The following is a 22593-nucleotide window of genomic DNA, read 5'->3' on the forward strand; positions in this document are numbered from 1 at the left end:
CGGTCAAGGCTATGCGGCAAGCCTGAGCGCTTGCCGTTGGTGGTGCCGGTCATCGTGTGCGACCAGCACGAGGAAGCCATGCGACGCATGCCGCCGTCGCGTGCTGTAGAGGGTCTCGAGGTAGTCGAAGAGCGCTGACCGGACCTCGGCCTGCGTCTCGAACCGGTGGTCGTGGATGGCCTCCGACTTCAGGGTCACGACCACTCTATGGTTCTTCTGAATACCCTCCACTTTTCGCACCAGAAGGATTCAAGCCCCTCGCTGTCGAACCTGACAATTCAATTGCCCCGCCGAAAGACTTGGATCAAGCGCTTCCAGGTCGGCCAAGCGTGGTGAGGTTTCTTCTTTCCGCCGTAGGTATTCCTTCTCTCAGTTGATGGTGCCGCAGAAGGGGCGGACTCTATAGCCTCCGCTTCATCTGGGCCGTTGATCTCGTTGAATAGTTGGTATGCTGTTTGGTCGAATACGTTTATTGACCTGAGGGAGCCAACTGGAATGATCACTTCAAAGTCCCCTCTGGTCATATTGTTGAATCGACTGGCTTCGTGGTCGACGTTGAGCAGAACCTGTGTGTAATCAGTGGTTAGTTGTAAAATATGTGTTTTTGGATCGCGATATCCGCTCACTGACGGGATGAGCGTGATGTATCGCCTTTCTTGTGCTGGATCAACTGGTGCCGACACATAGCCAATGTAGACCTTGCCCGAATCCATGGTGATGGATACCTGCCACTTGTTATCTATGGCACGGTCTAGCAATACCTCCAGGCGGTCGCCATCGCTTTTCACGACCTCGCGGTGTCGCTCCTCTGCGTCCATTCGTGGGTTGAGGATTTCAGGTGCGGCTAGTCCAAGTGCCAGCGATAGCAACCCGCTACCAGCAAAAGGGAAAGGCACATACCACCTCCACGATGCACCTAGCCATCCTCCTAGGTGCTCAATGTCGAACCACACTATTGCGCGAGTGAGAGTCCAAGCTGTCGCGATCAGGCCGACGCCAACTAGCGCGGACAAGAAAACCAATCGCTGGCCAGACTCCCTTTTGACGTACGGTCGCGTGTAATGCCAACGGCTGACGAACCAAAATCCCCCCAGTAAGGGGAGTAGCAGCACGTTGTATGGCATCGGCTAGGCTCGACTACGCCTTCACTTTGTGAGTCGGCGGCGTACGAGTCGTCGCGGGCGAACGCGCTTTGCTTTCGAAGCCTTGACAAGACGTCCCATTTGGGCAAGAGCGCCCCTGACTTGGGGGTCATCTAGATAGTACCCAGGCTCAACGTAGAGCACGCCTGAGCTCGTCAGGCGCACCCCAGGGTCGTGCTTGTGCTCTGAGGCTTTTCCTTTTGTCGAGCTCATTTTGTCAGAGCGCCATGTGGCCAGTTCTGGCGCTGGTTTCCCATAATTGAACGCTGCTTCCAGCGTTTCAGTGCCATGAATGTACTCCGCTCCTCGGTATCGGTTGCTCCCAAGCCCGAAGCAGGAGGATGGAGCCGCCAGTCTGGTGTTGGCAGCGCACTAGCGCCAACAGAACCTCCTGTACCGGGAATGCAGAAGCTGTGTCCCGCCCCTTTGGGAGGCAGAGGGGACGTCCGAGAATGAGGTCGTAGAGAGTTGGAAGCCTGAAAGGGATATGCCTACGTGACTGGGTCGCTACCGGGGAACGGGCCTCTCGTATCCGGCAAGTGGGTCCAGCAAGGTCACAGGGACTAGCGGGGCCAACGCCGCTAGTTGCTCCATCTCGGCTACGAAGCGGTTCGATACCAGACCACTCAGGGGCACCCTCAGAGGGCCGTTGAGAGCGATCTCGGCGGCCTTTTCTGGTTCCGGTCGGTCCTCCTGAGGACGTCACGGCGCGGGGGCTGCTGGCGTATTGCTGGTGCCCGGTGCCCCACTCGGGGGCCGGTGGAGGCGCGCTCGCAGCCACCCGCAGAGGCGGGAGCGAGCGATGGCAGGACTCCACAAGGACAAGCGGACGGGGATCTACACCGTCCAGTTCTACGACGCGGACCGGTCGCCCAAGAGGAAGCAGGTGTCGACGGGGACGCGCGACTTCCGGACGGCGAGGAGGCTCCACAGGCGGTGGGAGGCGGCGTACGCGGAGGGCCGTTACGACCCGTGGACCGACCCTCCCCCGGAGGCGACCGAGGCGCGGCTGGTCAGGACTGTGACGACCCCCACGCTGGCTGAGGCTCGCGACGCCTTCCTGCTCAGCAGGTCCCACCTCGCGTCGAACACGAGGCTGAACTACGAGCGGGTCACGCGCTGGTACGTCGAGCACGCGGGGGGCGATCGGCCCATCGCGACTGTCAACAGCGACTCGGTCACTACGTGGTTGAACACGCGCGATGTGCGGCCGGTATCGAAGGCGAACTACCTCCGGCACCTCCGGGCGTTCGTCCGGTTCTGCGTCGAGCGCGGCTGGGCGGCCTCGGACGTCACGGACGACGTGGGGTTGGAGCGAGTGCCACGCCAGTTCCCCAAGGCCCTCCGGCCCGACCAGGTCGAGGCCGTCGCCGCGTACGCCGAGCGTCACTGTCGGGACGGCGAGGAGCGGTCGGCCGCGTGGGCCGCCCAGTTCGTCCGCCTCGGGGCGGAGACGGCGATGAGGCGGAACGGGCTCCACCTGAGGTGGGACCACGTCGACCTGGAGCGCGGGCACCTCACGGTGGCCTGTACGGACGCGTTCACGTCGAAGTCCGGGGCCGAGCGCAGGATCCCGTTGTCGTCGCGGGCCGCCTCTGTGCTCGACGATCTCGGAGGCGGGCGGTCGTCGCCATCGGGGTTGGTCCTGGTCGCGGGGCGGGGGAGGGGCGTTCACCCCGGGACGTGCAGCAAGACGGTCAAGCGGTTCGCCGTGGCCGCGGGCGTCCCGGACCTCACGCCCCACGTCCTCAGGCACTCGTCCGTCACGTGGCTGATCGAGAGGGGCGTTCCCGTCCCGGTCGTCCAGCGCTTCGCGGGCCACGCCGACGTCGCGACGACGATGCTCTACTGCTCCGTCGCCGACGACGTCGCGGGGGACCGGATCCGGTCGGCGCTGGACGGGCCCGGTTGAGTTGTCCCTCTACGACCGAGGGCGTCTGAGGTCGTCGTGTTATTCGCCCTTCATGCCCGGACGGCAGCGATCTCTCCCCACCGCGTCGTGTAGCGCGGGCTCATCCGCTCCCTTCGCATCTCCCACTGCGGCGCCCCGGCCGCCCCGTCCCGCGCCTTTCTGAGCGCGCTCAGCGGTCCCATCGCCGCGAACGCGACGGCCCGCCGCCCGAACCGCCGGTTGCACGCGTCGACCGCGTCCATGAGCCGGCCCTGCGCCGCCGTCCACTCCGGCGTCCGCTCGTCGGCCCCGAACAGTGCGCCCTGCTCCGTCCCCACCGGCCGGAGTTCATTGAGGATCACGCCGGCCTTCCGGTACCTGTAGGTCCGGCCCTGCGCGTCGGCCGCGACGAACGCCTCGCCCAGCGCGAGCATCGCGGCCCGGATGAGGTCGGGCGTCCGGGCCGAGGCGACCGTCAGGTCGCGCTCGACCCAGCCCGTCCGGTGTGGCCCCTGGCCAAAGCCCTTCGTCGTGCAGAACGCGCCGACCCGGCCGGCCACGAGCCCCTCGCGCCGGAGCTTCTCCGCCGCCCGCGCCGCGTGCGTCGCCACGGCCTGGCGAACCACGTCGACGTCCTCGACCGGCTCGCCGAAGGAGCGGGAGCGGACCATCGTCTTCCGCTCGACCGGGCCGTCCCCGTCGCGGACGCACGCCGTCCCCCGGAGCTCGTGGACCGTCCTCAGGAGGACGACGTTGAACCGGCTCCGGATCACGGCGTCGGGCGCCCCGGCGAGCTTTGCCGCCGTCGAGAACCCGAGGTCGCGGAGCCGCTGACCCCACCGCCGCCCGACGCCCCACACGTCGCCGACGTCGAGCGAGGCCAGGAACGCCTCGCGGTCGGGGTGGCCCCAGAGGCAGACGACGGGCTCGCCGCCGGCCTTCAGGAGCGTCCGGGCGTACTCGCTCGCCGCCTTCGCGAGCGTCTTCGTCTCGGCCACGCTCACGCGGACGGGGACCCCTGTCCACCGGAGCACGCGGCGCCGGATCTCGCGGGCGGTCGCTTCCATGTGCTCGCGGAGCGCGTCGCCGGTCCGCCCGCCCGTCGGGAGGTGGACGAACGCCTCGTCAATGCTGTAGGGGACGACATGGGGCGAGACGGAGAGGAGCGTGTCCATGACCCGCCGGCTCATGTCCCCGTAGAGCGTGTAGTTCGAGCTGTAGACCCGCGCGCCCATGTCGGCCAGCTCGCGTCGGCACTTGAAGAACGGCTCGCCCATCCGGACCCCGGCGTCCTTCACCTCCTGGCTCCGGGCGATGACGCACCCGTCGTTGTTCGAGAGGACGGCGACGGGGAGGCCGTCGAGCGAGGGGTCGAAGACCCGCTCGCACGAGACGTAGAACGCGGAGCAGTCGACGAGGGCGACGAGCCGACGGAGCGGGACGACGGACGCTGGGGACACGAGGCGGGTCGGTGGAACTGGGAAAGAGGCTCCCCGCCCTGCCAACCCCCGTGTCACCGGCCCCGTCGGCGCCCGATGCGACGACCTCACAGTCGCCCCCTCAGCCCTCCAGCCCGAACCGGTTGGGGTACACGACGAGCTCGCTCCCGAAGCCGTGCCGCCCCACGAGGTCCGGCCGGCCGTCCTCGTCGAGGTCGGCCGCGAGGACGACGACGAGCGGCGCGACGAACGGGCCCCCAGGGAGCTCCCGCCCCTCGTACGCCGGCGGCGCCCCGCGCCCCGCCGTGTTCACGAGGAGCGCCGCGACCCCGATCCCGGTCACCACGACGTCGACGTCGCCGTCCCCGTCGAAGTCCGCCGCGGCCAGACCGTTGACCTCGGCCGAGGGGTCGTCCGAGACCGCGAGCACGGTCGACGTGAACTGGCCGGACCCGTCATTGACGAGCGCGGCGACCTCGGGCGGCCTCGGCGTCGGGGCTTCGGGCGCGACGACGAGGTCGGTGTCCCCGTCGCCGTCGAGGTCCGCCGCCGCCATCGACAGCGAGGCGGTCGAGGGCACGAGGGCGGGCACGACGCGCTGGCTCGCGACCCGGAGAGGGGCCCCGGCCCCGAACGTCGCGAGCGTCAGCCCGGCCGCCGACCCGTGGACGACGTCGTCGCGCCCGTCCCCGTCGAAGTCGGCCACGGCCAGCCCACGTACGCTGTACTCGCCGTGCTCGGTGGCCGGGCGGAGCCGGACGCGCGTGGGCCCGACGGTGGCCGGGCGGGACCCGACACGCGCGGGCCCGACCTCGCCGGTATCGAAGGCGTCGGCCGCCCCGAAGTACCGGGCTGAAACGACCTCGGGCCGCCCGTCGCCGTCGAGGTCGCCCACGGCGACGAGGCCGACCGGGTCGGCCCCCCCGAGCACGTCGACCCGCCAGCTCTCGGCGAGGGCGAACCGTCCGGACCCGTCGTTCGAGAGGAGGTCGACGGCGCCGGCCGAGCCCCCGCCGGCCACGACCGCGTCGGGGTCGCCGTCGCCGTCGAGATCGGCGAGGGCGGCGGAGACCCAGCAACACGCGTCGCGGTTGGAGGCGGTCGAGGGGAGGACTCGGAACGACAGGGCGTCGGGGCCGGCGTCCGCGAGGGCCGCGTAGAGCGTCGGGAGGCTCTCGCCGCTCGGGGTCTGGGGCGTCGCGACGACGAGGTCGGCCCGGCCGTCGCCGTCGACGTCGCCGACGGCGGGCCCCGGCCTCGGGACCCCGTCCACGCCGACGGCGACGGCCGGCCCGAACGAAATCTCGGGAGGGGGATCGGAGGGCCCCCCGGTGTCGCACGCCGAGAGGGCGGCGAGCGCGGCGAGGGCGGACGCGAGGGGTCGGGTCATGGGCGCCGAAGGTAGGCGTTCCCGCCCGAGGATCAAGGGGCGAATCCGTGGACGTCCACGTCCCGAACGGCGCTCACGCGGCCACCCGCCGGAGCCCCCTCCCGGACGGGAGGTGGAACCCGGCGAGATCACCCGGTCGCCCCGGCGCACGGACCGCTTCACGGTCGGCTCGCCGTCGACGGCGGCCACGGCGGTCCTCCCCGTCGCCCGCGTGCTCACCCCGCGACCCCGAGTCGGCCCCCACTACAGGCGGAAGGCGTGGCGGGTCAACCCGCCCAGCGCGTGGTGGTGCCGCACGGCGGTGACGATCGCGTCGTCGGCGACCGACCGGTCGAGGTCCCCGAGGCCGACGTGGCGATCGCCGGGCAACAGCGCCCCGGACCGGGGCTCCCGCCGGCTCGACGGGGGCCGCCCCCGATCCGGGACGAGACGGACGGAGACCCCGCCGAGGTCGACGGAGAACACGACCCCGGTCGCGCCGATGAAGAGGCCGCCGTGGGAGGTCCCGACCCCGACCGTCGTCCCGAGGACGCCGCCGTCCCTCGACGGGCCGGCCGCCTTGGCCGCCAGTCCCCGCGTCGCGAGGACGGTGTCGGCCTCGAACACGGCGGGGACGAGGTGCCCGCGGTACCACTCGAGGAAGGCCCGCTCGACCCGGCCCTCGCCGGCGGCCTCGGGCCCTCGCCAGCGGTCGGCGCCTCGCCGCTCTCCGAGGGCCGCGTGCAGTCGGCACGTGAGGTCGTTCATGGTGCGCTCAGGGGTCCGGGTGGGGGCACGAGTCCGTGGGCGCCGGGGGAGGCCCGGCCCGCCGTCGACGTTAGGGCCGGCTCGGGGGCCGGCGGATGGTGCGGGGGGACGAGCCGGTGCCGTCGCCTCGACCTACGGGTCCGCCGCCGGTTCGGCCTCCGGGCGTCTCGGCGGCTGCCCCCTCGGGGGGCCGCCCCCTTAGGAGGCCGCCCCCACGTCCCCCACCGCCGGCCCTATTGACGGCCTCCCCGGTCCCTCCCGATCCCGGCGCGGCGTCCGAGCGCCCACTCCGAGTCCGCCGCCCGCGGCCCGTGCCGATTCGAGGCCCCCGGGTCGTTCCCTGAGCACCCGCTCCTGACCCCTGACCGGCGGGCTCGTCACCGCGGCCCGGTCTCCACACCCGTGGAGGCCGGGCCTCTCTCGTATCCGACCGCGACGTGCGTCCCGTCGGCCTTCCACCCACGGCGAACACGCGTTCGCCCCAGCCTGCGCCGAGGGGCGCACGCCATGACCCCACTCCCATCCCAGGCCGAGGTCCGCCCTGCCGACACGCTGGTCGCCCCGTCCGTCGTCGTCGTGAAGGGGCCAGGGTGTGCCACGGCGCTCCCTCAGGGAGGCCTTCGTCGCCGACGGACTGCCAGCGCACCGAGTGAGGGAGACAGGTAGTGGGGCCAGGGCCCAGGGGCGACGGGGGGTACCGTCGAGACCCTCAGTTCCGATTGACGATCGGGAGGGCCCGATCTGCCGGCTCGATCAGCGCACGGCGGTCGAGCCGGTGCTCCGGGCCGGGCGCGGCCGCCCGCCCCGCGAGGCTCCAGGCCGTCGACCCCGCGGCGGAGGCCAGGGCGAGCTCGACGCGAGCGTGGTTGTAGAGCCTTCGGTCGGGCCGATTCGGGGGGCGGGGCATGAGCGCGATAGCTAAGACGTTCCCCTAGAATCGGCTGGTGTCTCCAGACCTTGAGCCGGTGTCCGCGGTCTCGTCCGCAGACGCGCGCCCCGCCAGACGGAGCCGACGGGCCTAGTCGACGTCGATCCCGGGCGTGAGCGGCCGGCGCGTTGTCGGCCGTCGGGTAGACCCGCGCGGAGCCGAGGTTGTGGAGGGGATCGCGGTTCGTGGGTCCGCCTCGGCGGGTCCGTGCGCAGACCCATCGAGGCGGAAGGAGGTAGGCCTCGGCGTGGGACGCGGTCACGGCCTCGGCGGCCGGAGCTCGCGGAGGACGACGCCGGCCTGGCCGGCCCCGATCGCCGGCCGCGACGAACGCCTCGCCCAACGCGAGCATCGCGGCCCGGATGAGGTCGGGCGTCAGGGCCGAGGCGACCGCGAGATCGCGTTCGACCCACCCCAAAAGCGTCTAGCCCGAAAGCTTTGGACGGTTGAAGGCCCACTCCTGGCCGGCCTCTGTGCCTACGCGTGGCGCTTGCATGAGGCCCGCCGCGCCACTGCCGAAGTGAGGGGCCGGGCTGTCGCGCCACGTGGCCGCCTCGGCCAGCCCAATGATTGGCCGGGACAGAGCCGCCGCGAGCTAGGGGCACGAGCGCAGCGTGGGACCACCGGCCGGCAGGGCCTCCCCTCTGCCCCCACCTCCGAATGGGTGGAACGACCCATGACATCGCCCTCTGTGTGGGAGAGAATGGGTTCGGTGCCTGCTGCGCCCCTGCCCGCAAACCCTCCCAACGCCTCTCCCTTGGACCCGAGCTCCCCACGCCCACTCGCTCAGACATGACCCACCGACTCGACCGCTTCGCCCGCGCGCTCGGCGCCTCCGAGCAGAGCGTGACCCGCGCCCTCCCGGGCGTCCTCGGTGCCTGGCTCAGCCTCACTCCCGAGCCGGCCGTGGCCGCGCCCGCCCTTACCTGCGAGCCCGTTCCTGCCGACGGCCATTGCCCCCCGACGCGGCTCAAGCAGGGCAAGCCGGGCAACGTCCCGACGCACAACGGCTGCGGCGCCGAGGGCGGCTCGATCCCGGTCCCGCAAGGGTTCGGGAGCGCCGCCTTCACGCCCGCCTGCAACCAGCACGACCACTGCTACGAGAACTGCTCGATGTCGCAGGCCGAGTGCGACGACGACTTCTTCGGCGGGATGGTCCACTCGTGCGAGCAGGCATACGCCGGCACGCTCCACACGCTCACACGCGGGTGGTGCATGAACACGGCCGTGGCCTACTGGCAGGCCGTCGCGCAGGGCGGGGCGCCCGCGTGGGCCGCCGCTCAGGTCAAGGCCTGCGAGTGCTGCGAGGGCGGCGGCTGCGGCCGCGAGTCCGGCCGCTGCTGAGCCCCACGCCCATGCCGACGCTCCTCGTCCTCGCACGGCTGGCCCTCGCCGCCGTCTTCCTCGTGGCCGGCCTCGCCAAGCTCGCCGACGTCGCCGGCTCGCGCCGCGCCCTCCGCGGCTTCGGCGTACCCGCGCTGCTGGCGGCCCCGCTCGGCGTCGCCCTCCCGCTCGTGGAGGTGGTCGTGGCCGTCCTCCTGCTGCCGGCGTCGACCGCGGGGGCCGCGGCGACGGCCGCGCTCGGCCTCCTGCTCGTGTTCTCGGTCGGGATCGGCGCCGCCCTCCTCCGGGGGCAAGCGCCCGACTGCCACTGCTTCGGCCAGTTCCACTCGCGCCCGGCCGGGCCGGCCACGCTGGTGCGGAACCTGGCGCTGGCGGCCCTGGCCGGGGGCGTCGCCGCGGCCGCTCTGAACGGGTCGGCAGGACCGGGCGCGCTCGCCTGGGTCGCTCGCCTGCCGATCGCGACGCCCACGGGCGTGCTGGCCCTCGCCGGGGTCGGGGTGGCCGGGGGGCTGACGTGGGGGCTCCTCGGGCTCCTCCGCCAGAACGGCCGGCTCATGCTCCGCGTCGAGGCGCTAGAGGCCCGGCTCGGCACCTCCGGGGGCCCGGCCGCCGTCGGCGCCTCGGCCCCGTCCTTCCGGTTGCCCGCGCTCGACGGCGCCGACGTCTCTCTGGGCGACGTGCTCTCGGGAGACCGGCCGGCGCTCCTCGTCTTCTCCGACCCCGGCTGCGGCCCGTGCCGGGCGCTCCTCCCCGAGGTCGGCCGGTGGCAGCGTGAGCACGCCGGCCGGTGGACGACCGTCGTGGTGAGCCGCGGGAGCGCCGAGGCGAACGCGGCCGAGGCCGCCAGGCACGGGCTGGACCGCGTCCTCCGCCAGCGGGACCGCGAGGTGGCCGAGGCCTACGACTGCCACGGCACGCCCGGCGCCGTCCTCGTCGACGCGCAAGGCCGGGTCGCGAGTCCGGTCCTGGAAGGGGCCGACGCGATCCGGGCGTGGGTGACGCAGGCTGCCCTCGGCCGCGCGCTGTCCGAGGCCGCCGCTCCGGTGCCCGCCGGGCTCCCCGTCGGCGCGCCGGCCCCCGGGGTCCGGCTCCCGATGGTCGACGGGCCTGACGTCGCCCTCGCCGACCTCCGCGGCGCCGAGGCCGTCCTCGTCTTCTGGAACCCCCGCTGCGGTTACTGCCAGCGGATGCTCCCCGACCTCCGGGCCCTCGAGGCCGACCTCGCGTCCGACCCCCACGCGCCGCGGCTCCTCGTCGTCACCTCCGGGACGGCCGAGGACGCCCGGGCCCTCGACCTCCGCTCGCCCGTCCTCCTCGACTCCGCCTTCGCCGCGGGGCGCGCGTTCGGCGCCAGCGGCACGCCGTCCGCCGTCCGGATCGGCGCGGACGGCCGTGTCGCCTCGGCCGTCGCCGTCGGCGCGCCAGCCGTGCTCGCTCTGGCCGCTGGTAGAACCGAACCCGCCCTCTAGCCCTGCCATGACCACCCGCCTCGACACCCTGGCCCGGACCCTCGGCGCCTCGACCTCCCGCCGCGACGCCCTCCGCGCGCTCGGCGCCTTCGCTGCCACGACGGCCCTCTCATTCGCCGGGACGGGCTTCGCCAGCCCACGGACCGCGGACCGCGCCCCGGTCTCGGTCCGCACGGGCGGAGCCTGCGTCGGGTCTCCCGTCCCCGGTCTCCCGGAGTTCTGCTCCAACAGCTCGAACTGCCTCTGCATGGACACGCCGGAAGGCGCGTACGCCTGCGCCGAGCTCCCGTTCGACGTCTCCTTCTGTGAGGCCCCGACCTGCGCGTCGAGCGCCGACTGCGCCGGCCTCGGCCCCGCCTACTTCTGCGGGAGCCCGGGGGACGAGTTCTGCGACGACGGCCTCGCCCGGTGCGTGGCGCCCTGCGGCCTCCTCGATTGGGCCGGCACGTGGGCCGGGGTGTCCGTGCTGGGCGGCGAGCGGCTCGACGTCCAGTTCGAGATCGCCGACGTCGAGGACGCTTTGACCGGCCGGCTCGCGGTGGCCGACCCCGTGACCGGGGCCTGGGTCGATCTCGGGACGCTCTCGGGGTACCACTACAGCACCTGGGGCTCGTGGACCATGGCGACGGGCCTCTCCGTCGCGGGCGAGTTCTCCAATGGCGCGTTCGCAGGGACGCTCGCGTTCCCGGCCGTCGGGTCGTCGGCCGCGTTCGTTGCCAACGTGACGCTGGAGAAGGTGGGCGGACCGGTCGGGGACGAGCCGAGCCCGCCGGGGAGCCGTGCCGTCGAGCTGGGGGCGCCCTACCCGAACCCCGCCCGGAACGGCGCGGCCGTCACGGTCCCGCTCCGCGTGGCCGAGCCGGGCGCGGTCCGCGTTGCCGTGTTCGACGTGGTCGGCCGCGAGGTCGCCGTGCTCCACGATGGCCCCGCCGCGGCAGGCGACCTCCGGCTCACCGTCGACACGCCGCTGGCGGCTGGGGTCTATGTCGTCCGCGCGACGACGGGCGCTGCGGCCGTGACACGCACGCTCACCGTCGTGCGCTAATCGAGCGATGTTGGTCGGGCAGAGACCTCGGCCGCGAGGTCAACCGCCGCCGCACACACAGGCACGTCGCGCCCTCGGTCAGCCAGGGCGCGCCGAAGGAGGCCCTAGACTCGGCGATCGCCGAGCCCTCACGCTCCGAGGCCGCCCGAGCGCGAGGCTGCAGACGTTCGCGAACGGGGCGGGGTCACTGGGAGCCGGCTCTCGGCCGCGTCGGCCCCAGTGACGAGGGCACGGGTGCCAGCAGAGGTCTCGGCCGGCGTTAGGATAGGGCCGCCCGAGCCTGAAACAGTCGGGCCCGTGGGAGTTACGGCGTGGGGTCTGGGCCACATACGACTCGCGCTCTGCGGCGTTATCTGCCCTCAGCTCCCTGGGCCACCTAAGCTGCCACACGCCGGAGGCCCCTCCCTACAGGCAAGTGGAACCCGACGTGGCTTGCGACCACGCCCCACACGTCGATGTCCTGCCCGTCGAGGAGCTCGATCGGCCCGTGGTCCGGGGTCGCCGCGAGGAGCACGACCCGCTCGCCGCGCCGGACGTACTGCTTGACGGTCAGCTCGCCGTCGACAGCCGCCACGACGATCATCCCCGACTCGGGCCCTACAGCTCGGTCGACGACGACGTAAAACGCGGAGCCGTCGGCGAGGGCGACGAGACGGCGGGGAGACATAGGACGAGGGGAGGGACCAGGGGGGCGCCTCGTGTCGCCCGCCCTGTCACACCCGCCGGGCCCGCCCGCCTCTGGGCCTACGGGACGGGGAGCCGGACGGCGAACGTGGCCCGGCCAGGGGCCGAGTCCAACAGGACGAGGTCGCCCCCGTGCCCCTGGACCACCGTCTCCCACGCCATCGAGAGCCCGAGGCCGGTCCCCTCGCCCGTCGGCTTCGTCGTGTAGAACGGCTCGAACGCCCGGGCCCGGGCCTCCTCCGAGAGCCCGCCGCCGTTGTCCTCGACGACGACCTCGACGACGGCCCCGTCCCGTCGCGTGAGGACCGTCACGGCCGGGCGGTACCCCTCGCCCTCGGCCGCACACCGGGCGGCCACGGCGTACAGCGCGTTCTCGACGAGGCCCGCGACGGCCCGGCCGAGGTCCTCGGGGACCGCCTGCAGAGGGGGGACGTCGGGGCCCAGGACCAAGGCCACCTCCGCGGCCGGACTCCCCGCCGCGAGCCGGGCCTGCCGCGTCGCCTCGACCGTCAGCCGGAGGAGGGCGTGGACGTCGACCGTCCGCCGGTCGCCGGGGCCGCTCCGGGCGTGGGACATCATCGACCGGACGATCCCGTCGGCCCGGCGCCCGTGCTCGGCGATCTTGGCGAGGTTGGCCCCGAGCGTGTCGAGGTCCTCGACCAGTGGGTCTGGGAGGCCCCCGCCGAGCGCGTCGGCCACGGCGTCGTGGACGTCCGAGACGAGGTCGACCGAGAGGTCGGCGAAGTTCGTCACGAAGTTCAGCGGGTTCTTGAGCTCGTGGGCCACGCCGGCCGTGAGCCGCCCGAGCGACGCGAGCTTCTCGGACTGGACGAGCCGGGCCTGCGCCCGGTGGACCTCGGCGAGGGCGGCCTCCAGCTCGTCGTTCTTCCGCCCCATCTCGTCGGAGTGGCGCCGGGCCCGCTCGGCGTCGTCGAGCGCGCGCTCGGCGGCGTGGCGGGCCGAGAGGGCCTCCAGGCGGGCCGCCATCTCTTGGCCGAGGATGTCCTCTCGGACCGCCTCGTTCCGGCGGAGGTGGCGGAGCGCGTGGCCCATCCGCCCGAGCGTCTCGTACGCCTCGGCGAGGGCGACGTGGGCCTGGCTGGCCCGGAGCTTGGCCCCGACGGCCTCGGCCAACTCCAGCGCCCGCTCCATCGTCTCGACGGCCTCCTTCGGCTTTCCCAGCGCGCGGAGGGCCCGGCCGATGTCCAGGAGGCTCTCGCACTCGTCTGGGCGGAGGCCGGCGCCCCGGCGGAGGTCAAGCGCCACGCGGTGGAGGAGAAGCGCGTCGCGGGGGGCGCCCTCGGCCTGGGCGAGGACGGCGAGCGCGTGGAGCGCCTGGGCCTCCGTCGCCACGTCGCCGGCCCCGCGGGCCATCGCGAGCCCCCGCTCGTGGTGGCCCTTCGCCTCGGCGTACCGGCCGAGGTCGCAGAGGGCCGTCCCGACGGCGACGTGGGCCCGGGCCTGTCCTCCAGCGATCCCGAGGCGGTCGAACAGCGCCAACGCCTCATGCCCGAACCGGAGCCCGTCGCGGGGCGCGTCGAGGTCGGTCGCGGCCCCGCTCAGCCCGATGAGGGCCCACGCCTCTTGGAGCGCGTCGCCGTCGGCGCGGACCCGGTCGAGGAGGGCCTGGAGGACCCGGAGGACCTCCTCGAAGTTGCCGAGGTCCCGGTGGGCCCACGCGAGCCCCTGCTGGACCCACCGGTCGAGCTCCAGTGGGAGGAGGTCCCGATCGCGCTCGGCGTCGAGGAGGAGGTGGAGCGCCCCGAGCGGGTCGGCGTGGAGGAGCCGGGCGTACCCGGCGAGGGCCGTCGCGAACGCCCGCCCCGGGGCGTACCCCAGCCGGCCGGCCAGAGCGAGCGACTCCCGGGCGAGCCCCTCGATCCGGTCGGCCTCGCCCGGCCCGAGCCCGTGGGCCAGCGCGTTGAGCGCGTCCACGCGGGCCGAGCTCGCCTCGCCCTCCAGGGCAGCGACGCGGGCTTCGAGGTCGGGGACCGGGTCGGTCATGTCGGCCGAGAACGTAGAGACGGGGACGAGGCGGGACAAGATGGGGGACGGCGGTGACACGCCGTGTCACCTGGGCCCCCTACGTTCGCCGTCGACCTCCCCATTGACCGCCATGTCCGAGCCGTCGCCGTTCGACCTCCGCCACGTCCACCCCCACCTCCGGTTCGGGACGGCCTCCGACCGGTACGCCGGGTGGATCGGCCAGGTCTACCCCGAGGACGTCTGGGCCGACCGGGTCTCGACGCGGACCAAGAAGCTCGGCGGGACGACGTACGAGGAGCGGACGCTCCCGGTCGAATCGACGGCCGACTACTTCCGCCACTTCTCCGTCGTCGAACTCGACTTCACGTTCTACCGACCGCTCGCCGACGACGCCGGGAAGCCAACGTCGAACCGGTTCGTCCTGGAGCGGTACGCCGAGCACGCCCCCGACGACGCCCGCTTCCTCCTCAAGGCGCCCCAGGCGTTCTCGGCCCGGACGCTCCGTCGCGAGCGGGCCCCGGCGTCGGCCGTGAAGCTCGACGAGGGCCTGGCCAAGAGGGGCCGCCCGGCGTACGTCCCGAACCCGACGTACCTCGACGCGGCCCGGTACGCCGACCAGTTCCTCGGCCCGGCCGTCGACGTCCTGGGCGACCGGCTGACCGGCGTCGTGTTCGAGCAGGAGTACGCGCCGAAGGGCCAGAGCCCGACGCCGGAGGCGTTCGTCGGCGAGCTCGACGGGTTCTTCGCCGACGTCCCGCCCGCGGTCGGGGGCGCCGCGGTCCAGGCCCACCTCGAAGTCCGCTCGCCGCACCTCCTGGAGCCGCCGTACTTCGCGTGGTTGGAGTCGCGGGGGCTCGGGTACGTCTTCAGCCACTGGACGTGGCTCCCGTCGCTCGGCGACCAGGCCCGGCGGGCCGGCGGGCGGTTCACGGCGGCGAACGGGGAGGCCGTCGTCCGGCTCCTCACGCCGCTCCGGACCCGGTACGAGGAGGCCTACGGGCTGGCCTACCCGTTCGACGCCGTCGTCCCCGCGCTGGCCGGGACGCCGGGGGCCCGGGAGATGATCGAGGACACGGCCGACCTCGCGGCGAAGGCGGTCGAGGCCGGGGCGGTCCTCAACGTGATCCCGAACAACCGGGCGTTCGGGAACGCCCCGCACCTCGCCCGGGCCGTGGCCGACCGGGCGCTCGACCGGCTCTGAGGCCGTACGGGGAGGTGCTCAGCGCTTCCGGCTGGACCGGACGTCGCGAGACACGAACGTCACGATGCCGACACGACGTCCAGGCCCTCCTCTCCGTCTTCCGCAGCGACCCCGACAAGCGCCTCCGCGTCATGGCCCTCCGTGGTCTCGAGGCCGCGGGCGGCGTCGTGGCGACGCTCCGGGACGAGGCGGGGGCCGAGTTGGGTCGCCCGGTGGACCCCCGGGCCCGCCACCTCCTCATCGCCATCCTCGTCGACCACTACGGGGCGCACGCGCTCCGCAACGACCGGGCCGTGGCGGCCCTCGCCCAGGCGGCCTCGACCGACCCGGGCCGGTGACCTCCCCCGCTCGTGATCCCTCGCGCCCCGTTGGGTCATCCTGGCGGGGCGCGAGTCCGTGCGGTGAGGTCATCCGTCCCGACGGCGGCGCCCTCGGCTGGACAGGGCCCGTGGGGGAACAGCGATTCCCTCTGGGTGATGCACCCGCACGTGGGGCGGAGGCTCGACACCTCCGCGACGGCCGGGGACCGGAGGAGCTCCGAGACGCCCGGGGGACCGAGGTCCGCGAGCACGGCGGAGAGGCCGTCGCGCCGCTGGAAGCGGGCCGGCCGGGGCGACCCTCCAACGGCGACCACGGCCGCCTCGACGCTGTCGCGGTCGGGCCCAGCCACGAGCACGTACGGCCCCCAGACCCCGTAGCACGGGCGCGACGTGTCGGGCTCGACGCCGCGAGTGCGGGCGCGGTGGACGGCGACCTCGGCGAGGAGCTCGCGGGGCCCGAGGAGCTTCGCCCGCTCCAGTTCGGGGACCTCGGCCCTGACGACCTCGCTGGTGGCCCAGCACCCGCACGCGCCGCACCCCCAGTTCACCTCGATGGGGGGGAGGGCCGGCTCGGGGCGGCACCCGACGAGGGCTCCGAGAGCGAGCGTGAGGAGGACGGATCGCATGGTGGCCGAACCTCGCGGGCGGGCGCGCTCCGCCCCAAATTCCGCCATCGCTTGGAACGGTTGGCTCGCACGCGGTGCCTACAGCGCCTTGTCGAGGCCGGGGACCGTGTGGCGCGGCGGACTCTCGGAGGCCCGACTCACGCGCCCCTCGCGCGTCCAGCGGTCGAGCGTCCGCGTGGACACGCCGAGGTGGGCCGCCGCCTCGGCGCGCGCCAGGAGCCGGTCGCCGAGGCGGTCATTGAGGACGGCGACGTGGCGGGCGAGCCGCTCGACCTCGGCCACCAGCGGGGCGACGGCGCGGGCGCAAGGTGGGGTCAGAGAGAGAGAGGACCAGGAGGAGACCGGCGGCGGCGGGCCGTCCCACGTCGTCCTGTACCGCCGCCGGCCGGTCACCTCACGACGGTGGCGCCCACCCCCGACGCGGGGCGGTCGCCCGGGTGACGGGCCTGGTAGACTCTGACTCCGAGGCGGGCCCGTGATGGACGGGCATGGGCGGCAGGGGGAGGCCGCCGATGTACGGACTCCGAGGCCCACCGTGTCTTGAACGAACCGATCAGAGAACGGAATCGGGGCTCCGGGTCGGGGGCGCCTCCTCGATCCCCATCCGCCGGTCGATCACGCGCTCTGCGCTCTCCCAACGTGTCGGGGACACTCCCGCGAGGCGGCGGTAGGCCCGGACGAAGTGGGACTGGTCGGCGTAGCCGAACCGCTCGACCACGTCGGACCACGTCGTGCCCGGCACTGCGTGGAGAAAGGCGTGCGCGAGCCGGAACCGGACGATCTCGGCGTACCGCTTGACCGAGACGCCGAGCACCGCGAACCGCCGTCGGAGCGTCGGCGTGCTGACCATGAGGCTGTGTGCGATCGCGTCGACCCTGATCCGCCCCTCGGCCGCTTCGATCGCGTCAACGGCACGCTGGAGGAACTCGGCCTCGACGAGGTCGCTCCACGGCGCGCTGGCAAGCCCGTTCCCCAGGAAGTCGAGCGTGAGAGCGGCCCGGCTTTCGAAGTCGGCCGCGTCGAGGAGCGCCCGCTCGAAGGCGTGGGCCGCCTCTGCGAGTGGGGCTCGGACGAGCGCGGCGAGCGCCGGCGGCCTGTCAGCCCCGCCTCGCCAATACCGCCGGACGCCGAGGACCGCCAGCGGCCCGACGGCCGGGAACGTCGCGTAGAACGCCTGGAGCCCGCCGATGACTTCCGCGGCGTAGGCGTCGGGCTGGGGACCGGAGAGCAGGACCGGGGGGATCCAGAACGGCGGGTGCCCGCTGAACTCGCCACGGGCCTGCCCTCGGACGGTGACGTTGAGGATGGGCGTGACGCCCGCGCTGACGGGGATCCGGTACGATCCGGCCGAGGCGATGGGGTACGGGACCTCGTAGAGCTCGCTGAGGAACGGACGGAGCGAGCTCGGAAGGGCGTCGTGCGAGATCCGGCGTTCGCCGGGCGCGCTCGGGGCGATCGTGTTCAGAGGCGTTGGAGCAGGGAGGCCTCAAGTAACGCCCTTCCAGCCCCTAGACAAGGGGCCACCGACAAATGCCTCGGCGCCGCAGACTGTCATCTCGGGCGTCTTGGAATTTGACCCGGGGGCGAGCGTTTCGTTCAAGACCTGCGGGGGGGCGGCGCCTGCTTTAGAGCGCTCCGCGGACGGTGGCACACGGTGCCCGCCCTTCCGCTCGACATCACACCCCGCCAAGCCCTCATGCTCAGCCCCATCACCTCGCCTCGCCGCGTCCCGGTTCGTCGGGTGTCGTCCCCTGTCGTCGTCGAACCCGCCCTGCCGACCGATCCGGCCCTTCGGTACTGGAACGCCCGCCCGTCGGCGTGGCGGGCCTCGTAGGCGTGGCCCAGCGCGAGCATCGCGGTCCGGATAGGGTCGTTAGGGACATGGGGGATCCCGGGCAGAAGGTGGAGAGGGCCTCAGAACCGCGAGGCGGTGATCAGGATGTCCGCGTGGGCCCAGGCGGCCTCGAACTCGGGGCGGAGGACGTCGGCCTCGGCGTCGCGGCCCTGCTGGCGGAGCGACCCCATCAGCCCCGTGAGCGCCCACCCGTTCCTCGGCCACGACACGAGGTCGTCGCGGTAGACCCGCTCGGCCTCCTCGGCGCGGCCGGCGTCGAGGAGGACGGCGCCGAGGGCGAGGCGGGCCTGGAGCGGCCAGTTGGGCGGCTCGGTGTACATCTGCTGCTCCTCAAGCCCGACGGCCTCCTCCAGCGCGACGACGGCGGCCTCGGTGTCGCCGCGCGCGGCGGCGAGTTCGCCGGCGAGGTACCGCTCGGCGATGCCGAGGACGGAGTGGGGCGTGTTGAACCCGAAGATGGTGAGGGTGTCGAGCGCCATGTCGGCCGCGATCGGCCGGAGCGCCGCCCACTCCGCCTCCGCCTCGTCGACGCGGTCTGTGCGGGCGAGGGCGACGCCGCGCGCGAAGTGCCACAGGCCAGTGGGGTAGTCGAGCTCAGAAGGAGGTGCCTGGGCGGCGAGGATCTCGTCCCACCCGCCGAAGCGGACGCGGGCGAGGAGCGGGATCGCCGTGATGTGCTGGACCTGCCCGCCGAGCCCGCCGGGGGCGTGGAAGAGGGCGGGGTCGGCCATGTGCGAGAGGTGGCCGGCCGCCTCCAGCGTCGCCGCCCGCATCCCCGCCATCGAGGCGGCCATCCACAGCATGTCGTGGTTGTGGGGGACGTACCCGATGGGGTAGAGCCCCTGCGCGTGGCACTGCGCGAGGTAGTTGTCGTCCGCCTCGGTCGCTAGCTCGTTCGAGACGACGGCGTCGTGGTAGCGCCCGACGCGGAGGTAGATGTGGCTCGGCATGTGGACGAGGTGGCCGGCGTTGGGGACGAGCGGCCCGAGCCGGTCCGCAGCGTCGACGCCCAGCTCTGGCCGCTGCTTCTCGACGGCGTGGATCCAGAGGTGGAGCGCCAGCGGGTGGGCCGGGTCCACGGCCATCGCGCGTTCGAGCGCGGCGAGAACCTCCTCGGTCTCGGGCTTCGGCGAGCCGTCGCCGTACCAGTAGTCCCACGGCATCGTGTCCATGAGGGCCTCGGCGAAGAGGCCCTGCACGTCGGCGTCGTCGGGGTAGCGCCGGGCGACCTCTCGCATGGCGTCGGCGTAGGCGCGGTCGAGGGCGGAGCGGTCCTCGACGGGCTCCGCGACGTACCGGGCGGCAAGGGCCTCGACGAGGGCCCGGTCGGCGGCGGGGGCCGAAGCGGCCCGCTCGCGGGCGCGCCCGAGGGCCGCCCACGCCACGGGCACGTCCGCCGGCGTCATCGGGGCGTTGACGTGGGGGCCGAGGACGAGGGCCTCGCCCCAGGCGCACATCGCGCAGGCGGGGTCGAGCCGCTGGGCCTCGCGGAAGGCGCGGGCGGCCTCGGCGTGGTTGAAGGCGTAGGCGAGGACGAGCCCCTGGTCGAAGAACCGCTGCGCGTCGGCGTCGTCGGTGTCGGCGGGGCGGGTGTGGTCGCCCAGGCCGTCGAGACGCGGAGCCAGCGGGTCGCCGCCCTGGGCGCTGGCGGCGATGGCCACCAGCGGGACGAGGAGAAGAACGGGAGCACGCATGGGAGTGGGGAGCTGAGTGTTGTAGGCCGAGGTCACCGCTCGCGGAACGAGAGCCCGAACCGTTCGCAGAGCGTGGGGACGCTGTCGAAGTCCATCTCCAGGCCGTAGGCGTCGTTGATCCGCACCACGCGGTCCACGTCGCCCCACGCCTCGGCGATCTCGCGGAAGAAGTCCTCGAACCCGGCCGGCGAGATGACCTCGATGATCCGGCACGGCACGTCGCCGGCGTTCCAGAACGTGTGCCACTGGCCGCGCGGCTTGAACACCCACGTCCCCGCCTCGGCCGTCACCACGTCGTCGCCGAGGAGGGCGCCGAGCGTGCCCTCGATCACGAACGAGTACTCGTCCTCGTGGCGGTGGCGGTGGAGCGGGGCCGCGAGCTGGCGCGGCGCGATGGGGTGGTGGACGACGGCGAAGCGCCCGCCGGCCTCGGCGCCGTCGATCTTCCAATCGACGCCGAACCCGCCGAAGTCGTGGGACGCGCGCCCGTCGGGCGGGACCACCGTGGGCTCGGTTGCGAGGGGATGTCCGTTCTCAGGGATGGGGCTCATGGCAGTCGTGTCGGGTGGGAGTGGGCGGACGACGCTCGGCGTCTCATCGGGTCGCTGCTATTCACAGTTGTAAAGGGACGAGGCTCTGGGCGGCCGGTGGGGCCTGGCCATCGGGGCGGCACACGGATCGGGCGCCGCCGTCCGCAGGGAGAGGCACGGGGGTCGTCATTCGTCCGCGCGGCGCCACGCTCGCAACCGGCCCCGCCGGTCCTGCTCGGCGTCGGCCTGGCCTCGGTGGACGTCGTGCCGGCGTCGTGACTGGCGTGCTGGGCCGCTGCAGGGACCGCGAAGCTCGCCGCGGAGGCCCACGCGAGCAGGCCCGAGTGCCAGATGGCTCGTCGGGTGGCGGGGGATGGCGCACCGCGCGGGGTCGCCATGCCAGACACGGAGACGTGGATCACAGACTCCCACGCGCCGCCCTCGCATCGGGCGGTGGGTCTCAGGCCGGGGTCGGCAATGCGAACCCCACCCGACACAGGATGGTTCGATCTAGCCATCGCCCGGGACCTCGGCCCGCGAGGCTCTCGGCCCCACACGACGCTCCATGCGGGGCCGGTACGGAGTGTAGGAGGCGGGGCGCTGACACGGCAAGAGCCCGGCCAGAATTACCGCACCATGTTTAGCGACACCGGTCGGCAGGAGCGCCATGTCGGCGGCGGCCCTTCGGCATTCCCATAGAGCCAGCGTGGGAGGATGGGCTCACATCGGGCAAGGCGTGTCGTCCCACGCGTGGCCGGTAGAGCACTGCCGGTGAAGCAGTACCGAGGCCGCGGATCGACGGCGATGAGCGCCGTCCTCGGCCTCCGCCGCCGTTACGCCTCAATCGGTCAAGTGACGGAGCCCCTTTCCTACGGGAGAGTGAAACCCGACGTGGCTCGTCACGACGCCCCACACGACGAGCTCCTGGCCCTCGGCGAGTTCGCTCGGATCGTACTCCGGGTTCGCCGCGGGGAGCGGACGCGCTCGCGGCCCCGGACCTCCATCCGCGTGAACCGCTTGGGCGTGAGCTCGCCGTCGACGGCTGCGGCGACGATCGACCCGTTCTTCGGCTCCTCGGCCCGGTCGACGGCGATCCGGTCCCCGTCGAGGATCCCGTCGCCCGTCATCGACTCGCCCCGGACGCGGAGGAAGAAGCACGAGGGGGAGTCGGCCTCGACGAGCTCGTGGAGGTTCAGCCGGCCCCCGACCTAGTCGTCGGCCGGATAGAGGAACCCGGCCGGGACGTGCTCGAGGTAGAGCTGGAGGCGGGGGCTGGGGGCGACGGCCGAGGCCGGGAGGACCTCGACGACGAGCTCTCCCGGGGGAAGCGGTCGCGTCGACGCACCGTCTCCGAGGTGGGGGGAGGTGGGCATGGGAGGGGGATCGGTCCGCCCTGACGGTCCGAGGCTCCGGAGGTCCTGGGAGGCCCCGTACGCGGAGGGTCAGTACGACCCGTGGACCGGGGGGCCGCCGGAGGCCACCGAGGCACGGCCAGTCGAGACGATGACGCCCGTCACGCCGGCCTCATCACCGGACAGAGCCTAGAACGCCGCGGCGACTCCGAGGTCGGTATGCCAACGCGACAACGTGCCGTCGATCGTGTAGCCGGTGCCGACCGAGAGGCCGACGCGTCCCAGCACCGGGCGCTGAGCGCGGACCGAGACGCCCCACGATTGGCGGATCGCCGCCGTCCCGTCGGGGGCGACAATCGGTTCCTGCCCCTGTCCGAGCCTGACTTCGGCGAAGGGCGCCGTCAGACCGCCGGTCCCGTCGAAGAGGTGGCGCGCTGAGAGAGAGGTCGATACCCCGGTCACCGCTGCCGGGTCGACGACGGCCCGAACCCGGATGAGCCAGTTGCCGGCGTATCGGGCTAGCGACCCCGTGCCGAGCGTGACCGTGTTGGCCTCGAACGTGAGGTGGCGGACCCCGAAGGAGCCTTCCCATCCGCCGCCGAGGGCGAGGTACCCCTCGCCAAGGAGGTCCGAACGAGCGATGGCGGTCGCACCGGGGGCCACCTGCGCCCGAAGGTTCCCGTAGCCGGCTCGACCAAAGGAACGGTAGAGGTCCGTCGCCGCGAACGGCGCCGTCTCCCCGTTCCGTCGCCAGTGGCCGGCCTCCAATGACGCCGCCCCTTCCGAAAATCGGCGCTGGACCGCCACCTGCGACCTTTGCCACGCCTCGCGGTCCGATCGAAACGCCTCGACCCCGTAGCTGACGACGCCGCCCCACCCGGCGCGGTGCTGTGCGCGGGCGGAGGCCGAGAGGGCCATCAGGGCGGCAACGAGGAGGGCGGCGCGCATGG

Annotated in this window: 22 protein-coding genes; 6 read left to right on the top strand and 16 right to left on the bottom strand. The window is 73.0% G+C overall.

Annotated features, from left to right (window positions below):
- Positions 1–9: 9 nt before the first annotated feature.
- Positions 10–198, bottom strand: a complete 189-nt coding sequence (locus tag BSZ37_RS11835) for an IS3 family transposase (RefSeq protein WP_179299599.1) — start codon at positions 196–198, stop codon at positions 10–12.
- 80 nt (positions 199–278) lie between these two features.
- Positions 279–896 (bottom strand): hypothetical protein, encoded by a 618-nt coding sequence (locus BSZ37_RS21540; protein WP_143537640.1) that lies wholly within the window; start codon positions 894–896, stop codon positions 279–281.
- Positions 897–1944: 1048 nt separating this feature from the next.
- Here BSZ37_RS21540 and BSZ37_RS11840 point away from each other — a divergent pair.
- Positions 1945–3054 (top strand): tyrosine-type recombinase/integrase, encoded by a 1110-nt coding sequence (locus tag BSZ37_RS11840; RefSeq protein WP_095510742.1) that lies wholly within the window; start codon positions 1945–1947, stop codon positions 3052–3054.
- Positions 3055–3104: 50 nt separating this feature from the next.
- Here BSZ37_RS11840 and BSZ37_RS11845 read toward each other — a convergent pair whose 3' ends face one another.
- From BSZ37_RS11845 to BSZ37_RS11860, 4 genes are all read right to left on the bottom strand, one after another.
- On the bottom strand, positions 3105–4493 hold the full coding sequence (locus BSZ37_RS11845) for a Y-family DNA polymerase (RefSeq protein WP_095510743.1): 1389 nt from the start codon (positions 4491–4493) through the stop codon (positions 3105–3107).
- Positions 4494–4593: 100 nt separating this feature from the next.
- A complete protein-coding gene (locus BSZ37_RS11850) occupies positions 4594–5862 on the bottom strand; it encodes an FG-GAP repeat domain-containing protein (protein WP_095510744.1) in 1269 nt (422 codons plus the stop codon).
- Positions 5863–6105: 243 nt separating this feature from the next.
- Entirely contained in the window at positions 6106–6609 is a 504-nt protein-coding gene (locus BSZ37_RS11855) for a hypothetical protein (RefSeq protein WP_095510745.1), read from the bottom strand.
- Positions 6610–7318: 709 nt separating this feature from the next.
- Positions 7319–7516, bottom strand: a complete 198-nt coding sequence (locus BSZ37_RS11860) for a hypothetical protein (RefSeq protein WP_095510746.1) — start codon at positions 7514–7516, stop codon at positions 7319–7321.
- 813 nt (positions 7517–8329) lie between these two features.
- Between BSZ37_RS11860 and BSZ37_RS11865 the strand changes: the two genes are divergently transcribed.
- Genes BSZ37_RS11865 through BSZ37_RS11875 form a run of 3 tightly spaced genes read left to right on the top strand, consistent with a single transcriptional unit; the run spans position 8330 to position 11395 of the window.
- Positions 8330–8881, top strand: a complete 552-nt coding sequence (locus tag BSZ37_RS11865; RefSeq protein ID WP_179299600.1) for a phospholipase A2 family protein — start codon at positions 8330–8332, stop codon at positions 8879–8881.
- 11 nt (positions 8882–8892) lie between these two features.
- A complete protein-coding gene (locus BSZ37_RS11870; RefSeq protein ID WP_095510748.1) occupies positions 8893–10350 on the top strand; it encodes a TlpA family protein disulfide reductase in 1458 nt (485 codons plus the stop codon).
- A gap of 7 nt (positions 10351–10357) precedes the next feature.
- Positions 10358–11395 (top strand): T9SS type A sorting domain-containing protein, encoded by a 1038-nt coding sequence (locus tag BSZ37_RS11875; RefSeq protein ID WP_095510749.1) that lies wholly within the window; start codon positions 10358–10360, stop codon positions 11393–11395.
- Between the two features lie 376 nt (positions 11396–11771).
- On the opposite strand, the gene BSZ37_RS11880 is transcribed toward BSZ37_RS11875, so the two are convergent.
- Both BSZ37_RS11880 and BSZ37_RS11885 read right to left on the bottom strand, forming a co-directional pair.
- Entirely contained in the window at positions 11772–12062 is a 291-nt protein-coding gene (locus BSZ37_RS11880; RefSeq protein ID WP_095510750.1) for a LexA family protein, read from the bottom strand.
- A gap of 77 nt (positions 12063–12139) precedes the next feature.
- Positions 12140–14083, bottom strand: a complete 1944-nt coding sequence (locus tag BSZ37_RS11885; protein ID WP_095510751.1) for an ATP-binding protein — start codon at positions 14081–14083, stop codon at positions 12140–12142.
- A 112-nt stretch (positions 14084–14195) separates the two neighbouring features.
- Here BSZ37_RS11885 and BSZ37_RS11890 point away from each other — a divergent pair, with 112 nt between their 5' ends.
- Both BSZ37_RS11890 and BSZ37_RS21545 read left to right on the top strand, forming a co-directional pair.
- Positions 14196–15266: a DUF72 domain-containing protein gene (locus tag BSZ37_RS11890; RefSeq protein WP_095510752.1), complete on the top strand. Its 1071-nt coding sequence runs from the start codon at positions 14196–14198 to the stop codon at positions 15264–15266.
- 131 nt (positions 15267–15397) lie between these two features.
- Positions 15398–15604, top strand: a complete 207-nt coding sequence (locus BSZ37_RS21545) for a hypothetical protein (protein WP_143537641.1) — start codon at positions 15398–15400, stop codon at positions 15602–15604.
- A 35-nt stretch (positions 15605–15639) separates the two neighbouring features.
- Here BSZ37_RS21545 and BSZ37_RS11900 read toward each other — a convergent pair whose 3' ends face one another.
- The 8 genes from BSZ37_RS11900 to BSZ37_RS11930 all read right to left on the bottom strand — a co-directional run bounded on the left by BSZ37_RS11900 (position 15640) and on the right by BSZ37_RS11930 (position 22591).
- The gene (locus BSZ37_RS11900) at positions 15640–16212 is read right to left on the bottom strand and encodes a hypothetical protein (protein ID WP_095510754.1); all 573 of its coding nucleotides are present in this window, start codon (positions 16210–16212) and stop codon (positions 15640–15642) included.
- Positions 16213–16290: 78 nt separating this feature from the next.
- On the bottom strand, positions 16291–16494 hold the full coding sequence (locus tag BSZ37_RS11905) for a hypothetical protein (protein WP_095510755.1): 204 nt from the start codon (positions 16492–16494) through the stop codon (positions 16291–16293).
- Positions 16495–16765: 271 nt separating this feature from the next.
- A complete protein-coding gene (locus BSZ37_RS11910) occupies positions 16766–17062 on the bottom strand; it encodes a helix-turn-helix domain-containing protein (protein WP_095510756.1) in 297 nt (98 codons plus the stop codon).
- Between the two features lie 1064 nt (positions 17063–18126).
- Entirely contained in the window at positions 18127–19761 is a 1635-nt protein-coding gene (locus BSZ37_RS21550) for a tetratricopeptide repeat protein (RefSeq protein ID WP_143537642.1), read from the bottom strand.
- Between the two features lie 32 nt (positions 19762–19793).
- Positions 19794–20312 (bottom strand): cupin domain-containing protein, encoded by a 519-nt coding sequence (locus BSZ37_RS11920; protein ID WP_095510757.1) that lies wholly within the window; start codon positions 20310–20312, stop codon positions 19794–19796.
- An 878-nt stretch (positions 20313–21190) separates the two neighbouring features.
- A complete protein-coding gene (locus BSZ37_RS11925) occupies positions 21191–21487 on the bottom strand; it encodes a LexA family protein (RefSeq protein WP_281253048.1) in 297 nt (98 codons plus the stop codon).
- A 12-nt stretch (positions 21488–21499) separates the two neighbouring features.
- Positions 21500–21664, bottom strand: coding sequence for a hypothetical protein (locus BSZ37_RS22025; protein WP_179299601.1), 165 nt, complete (start codon positions 21662–21664; stop codon positions 21500–21502).
- A gap of 168 nt (positions 21665–21832) precedes the next feature.
- Positions 21833–22591, bottom strand: a complete 759-nt coding sequence (locus tag BSZ37_RS11930; RefSeq protein WP_143537643.1) for a YaiO family outer membrane beta-barrel protein — start codon at positions 22589–22591, stop codon at positions 21833–21835.
- Positions 22592–22593 lie beyond the last annotated feature (2 nt).

It is taken from the genome of Rubrivirga marina (genome assembly GCF_002283365.1).
In the GTDB taxonomy this organism is placed as follows: Bacteria; Bacteroidota; Rhodothermia; order Rhodothermales; family Rubricoccaceae; genus Rubrivirga; species Rubrivirga marina.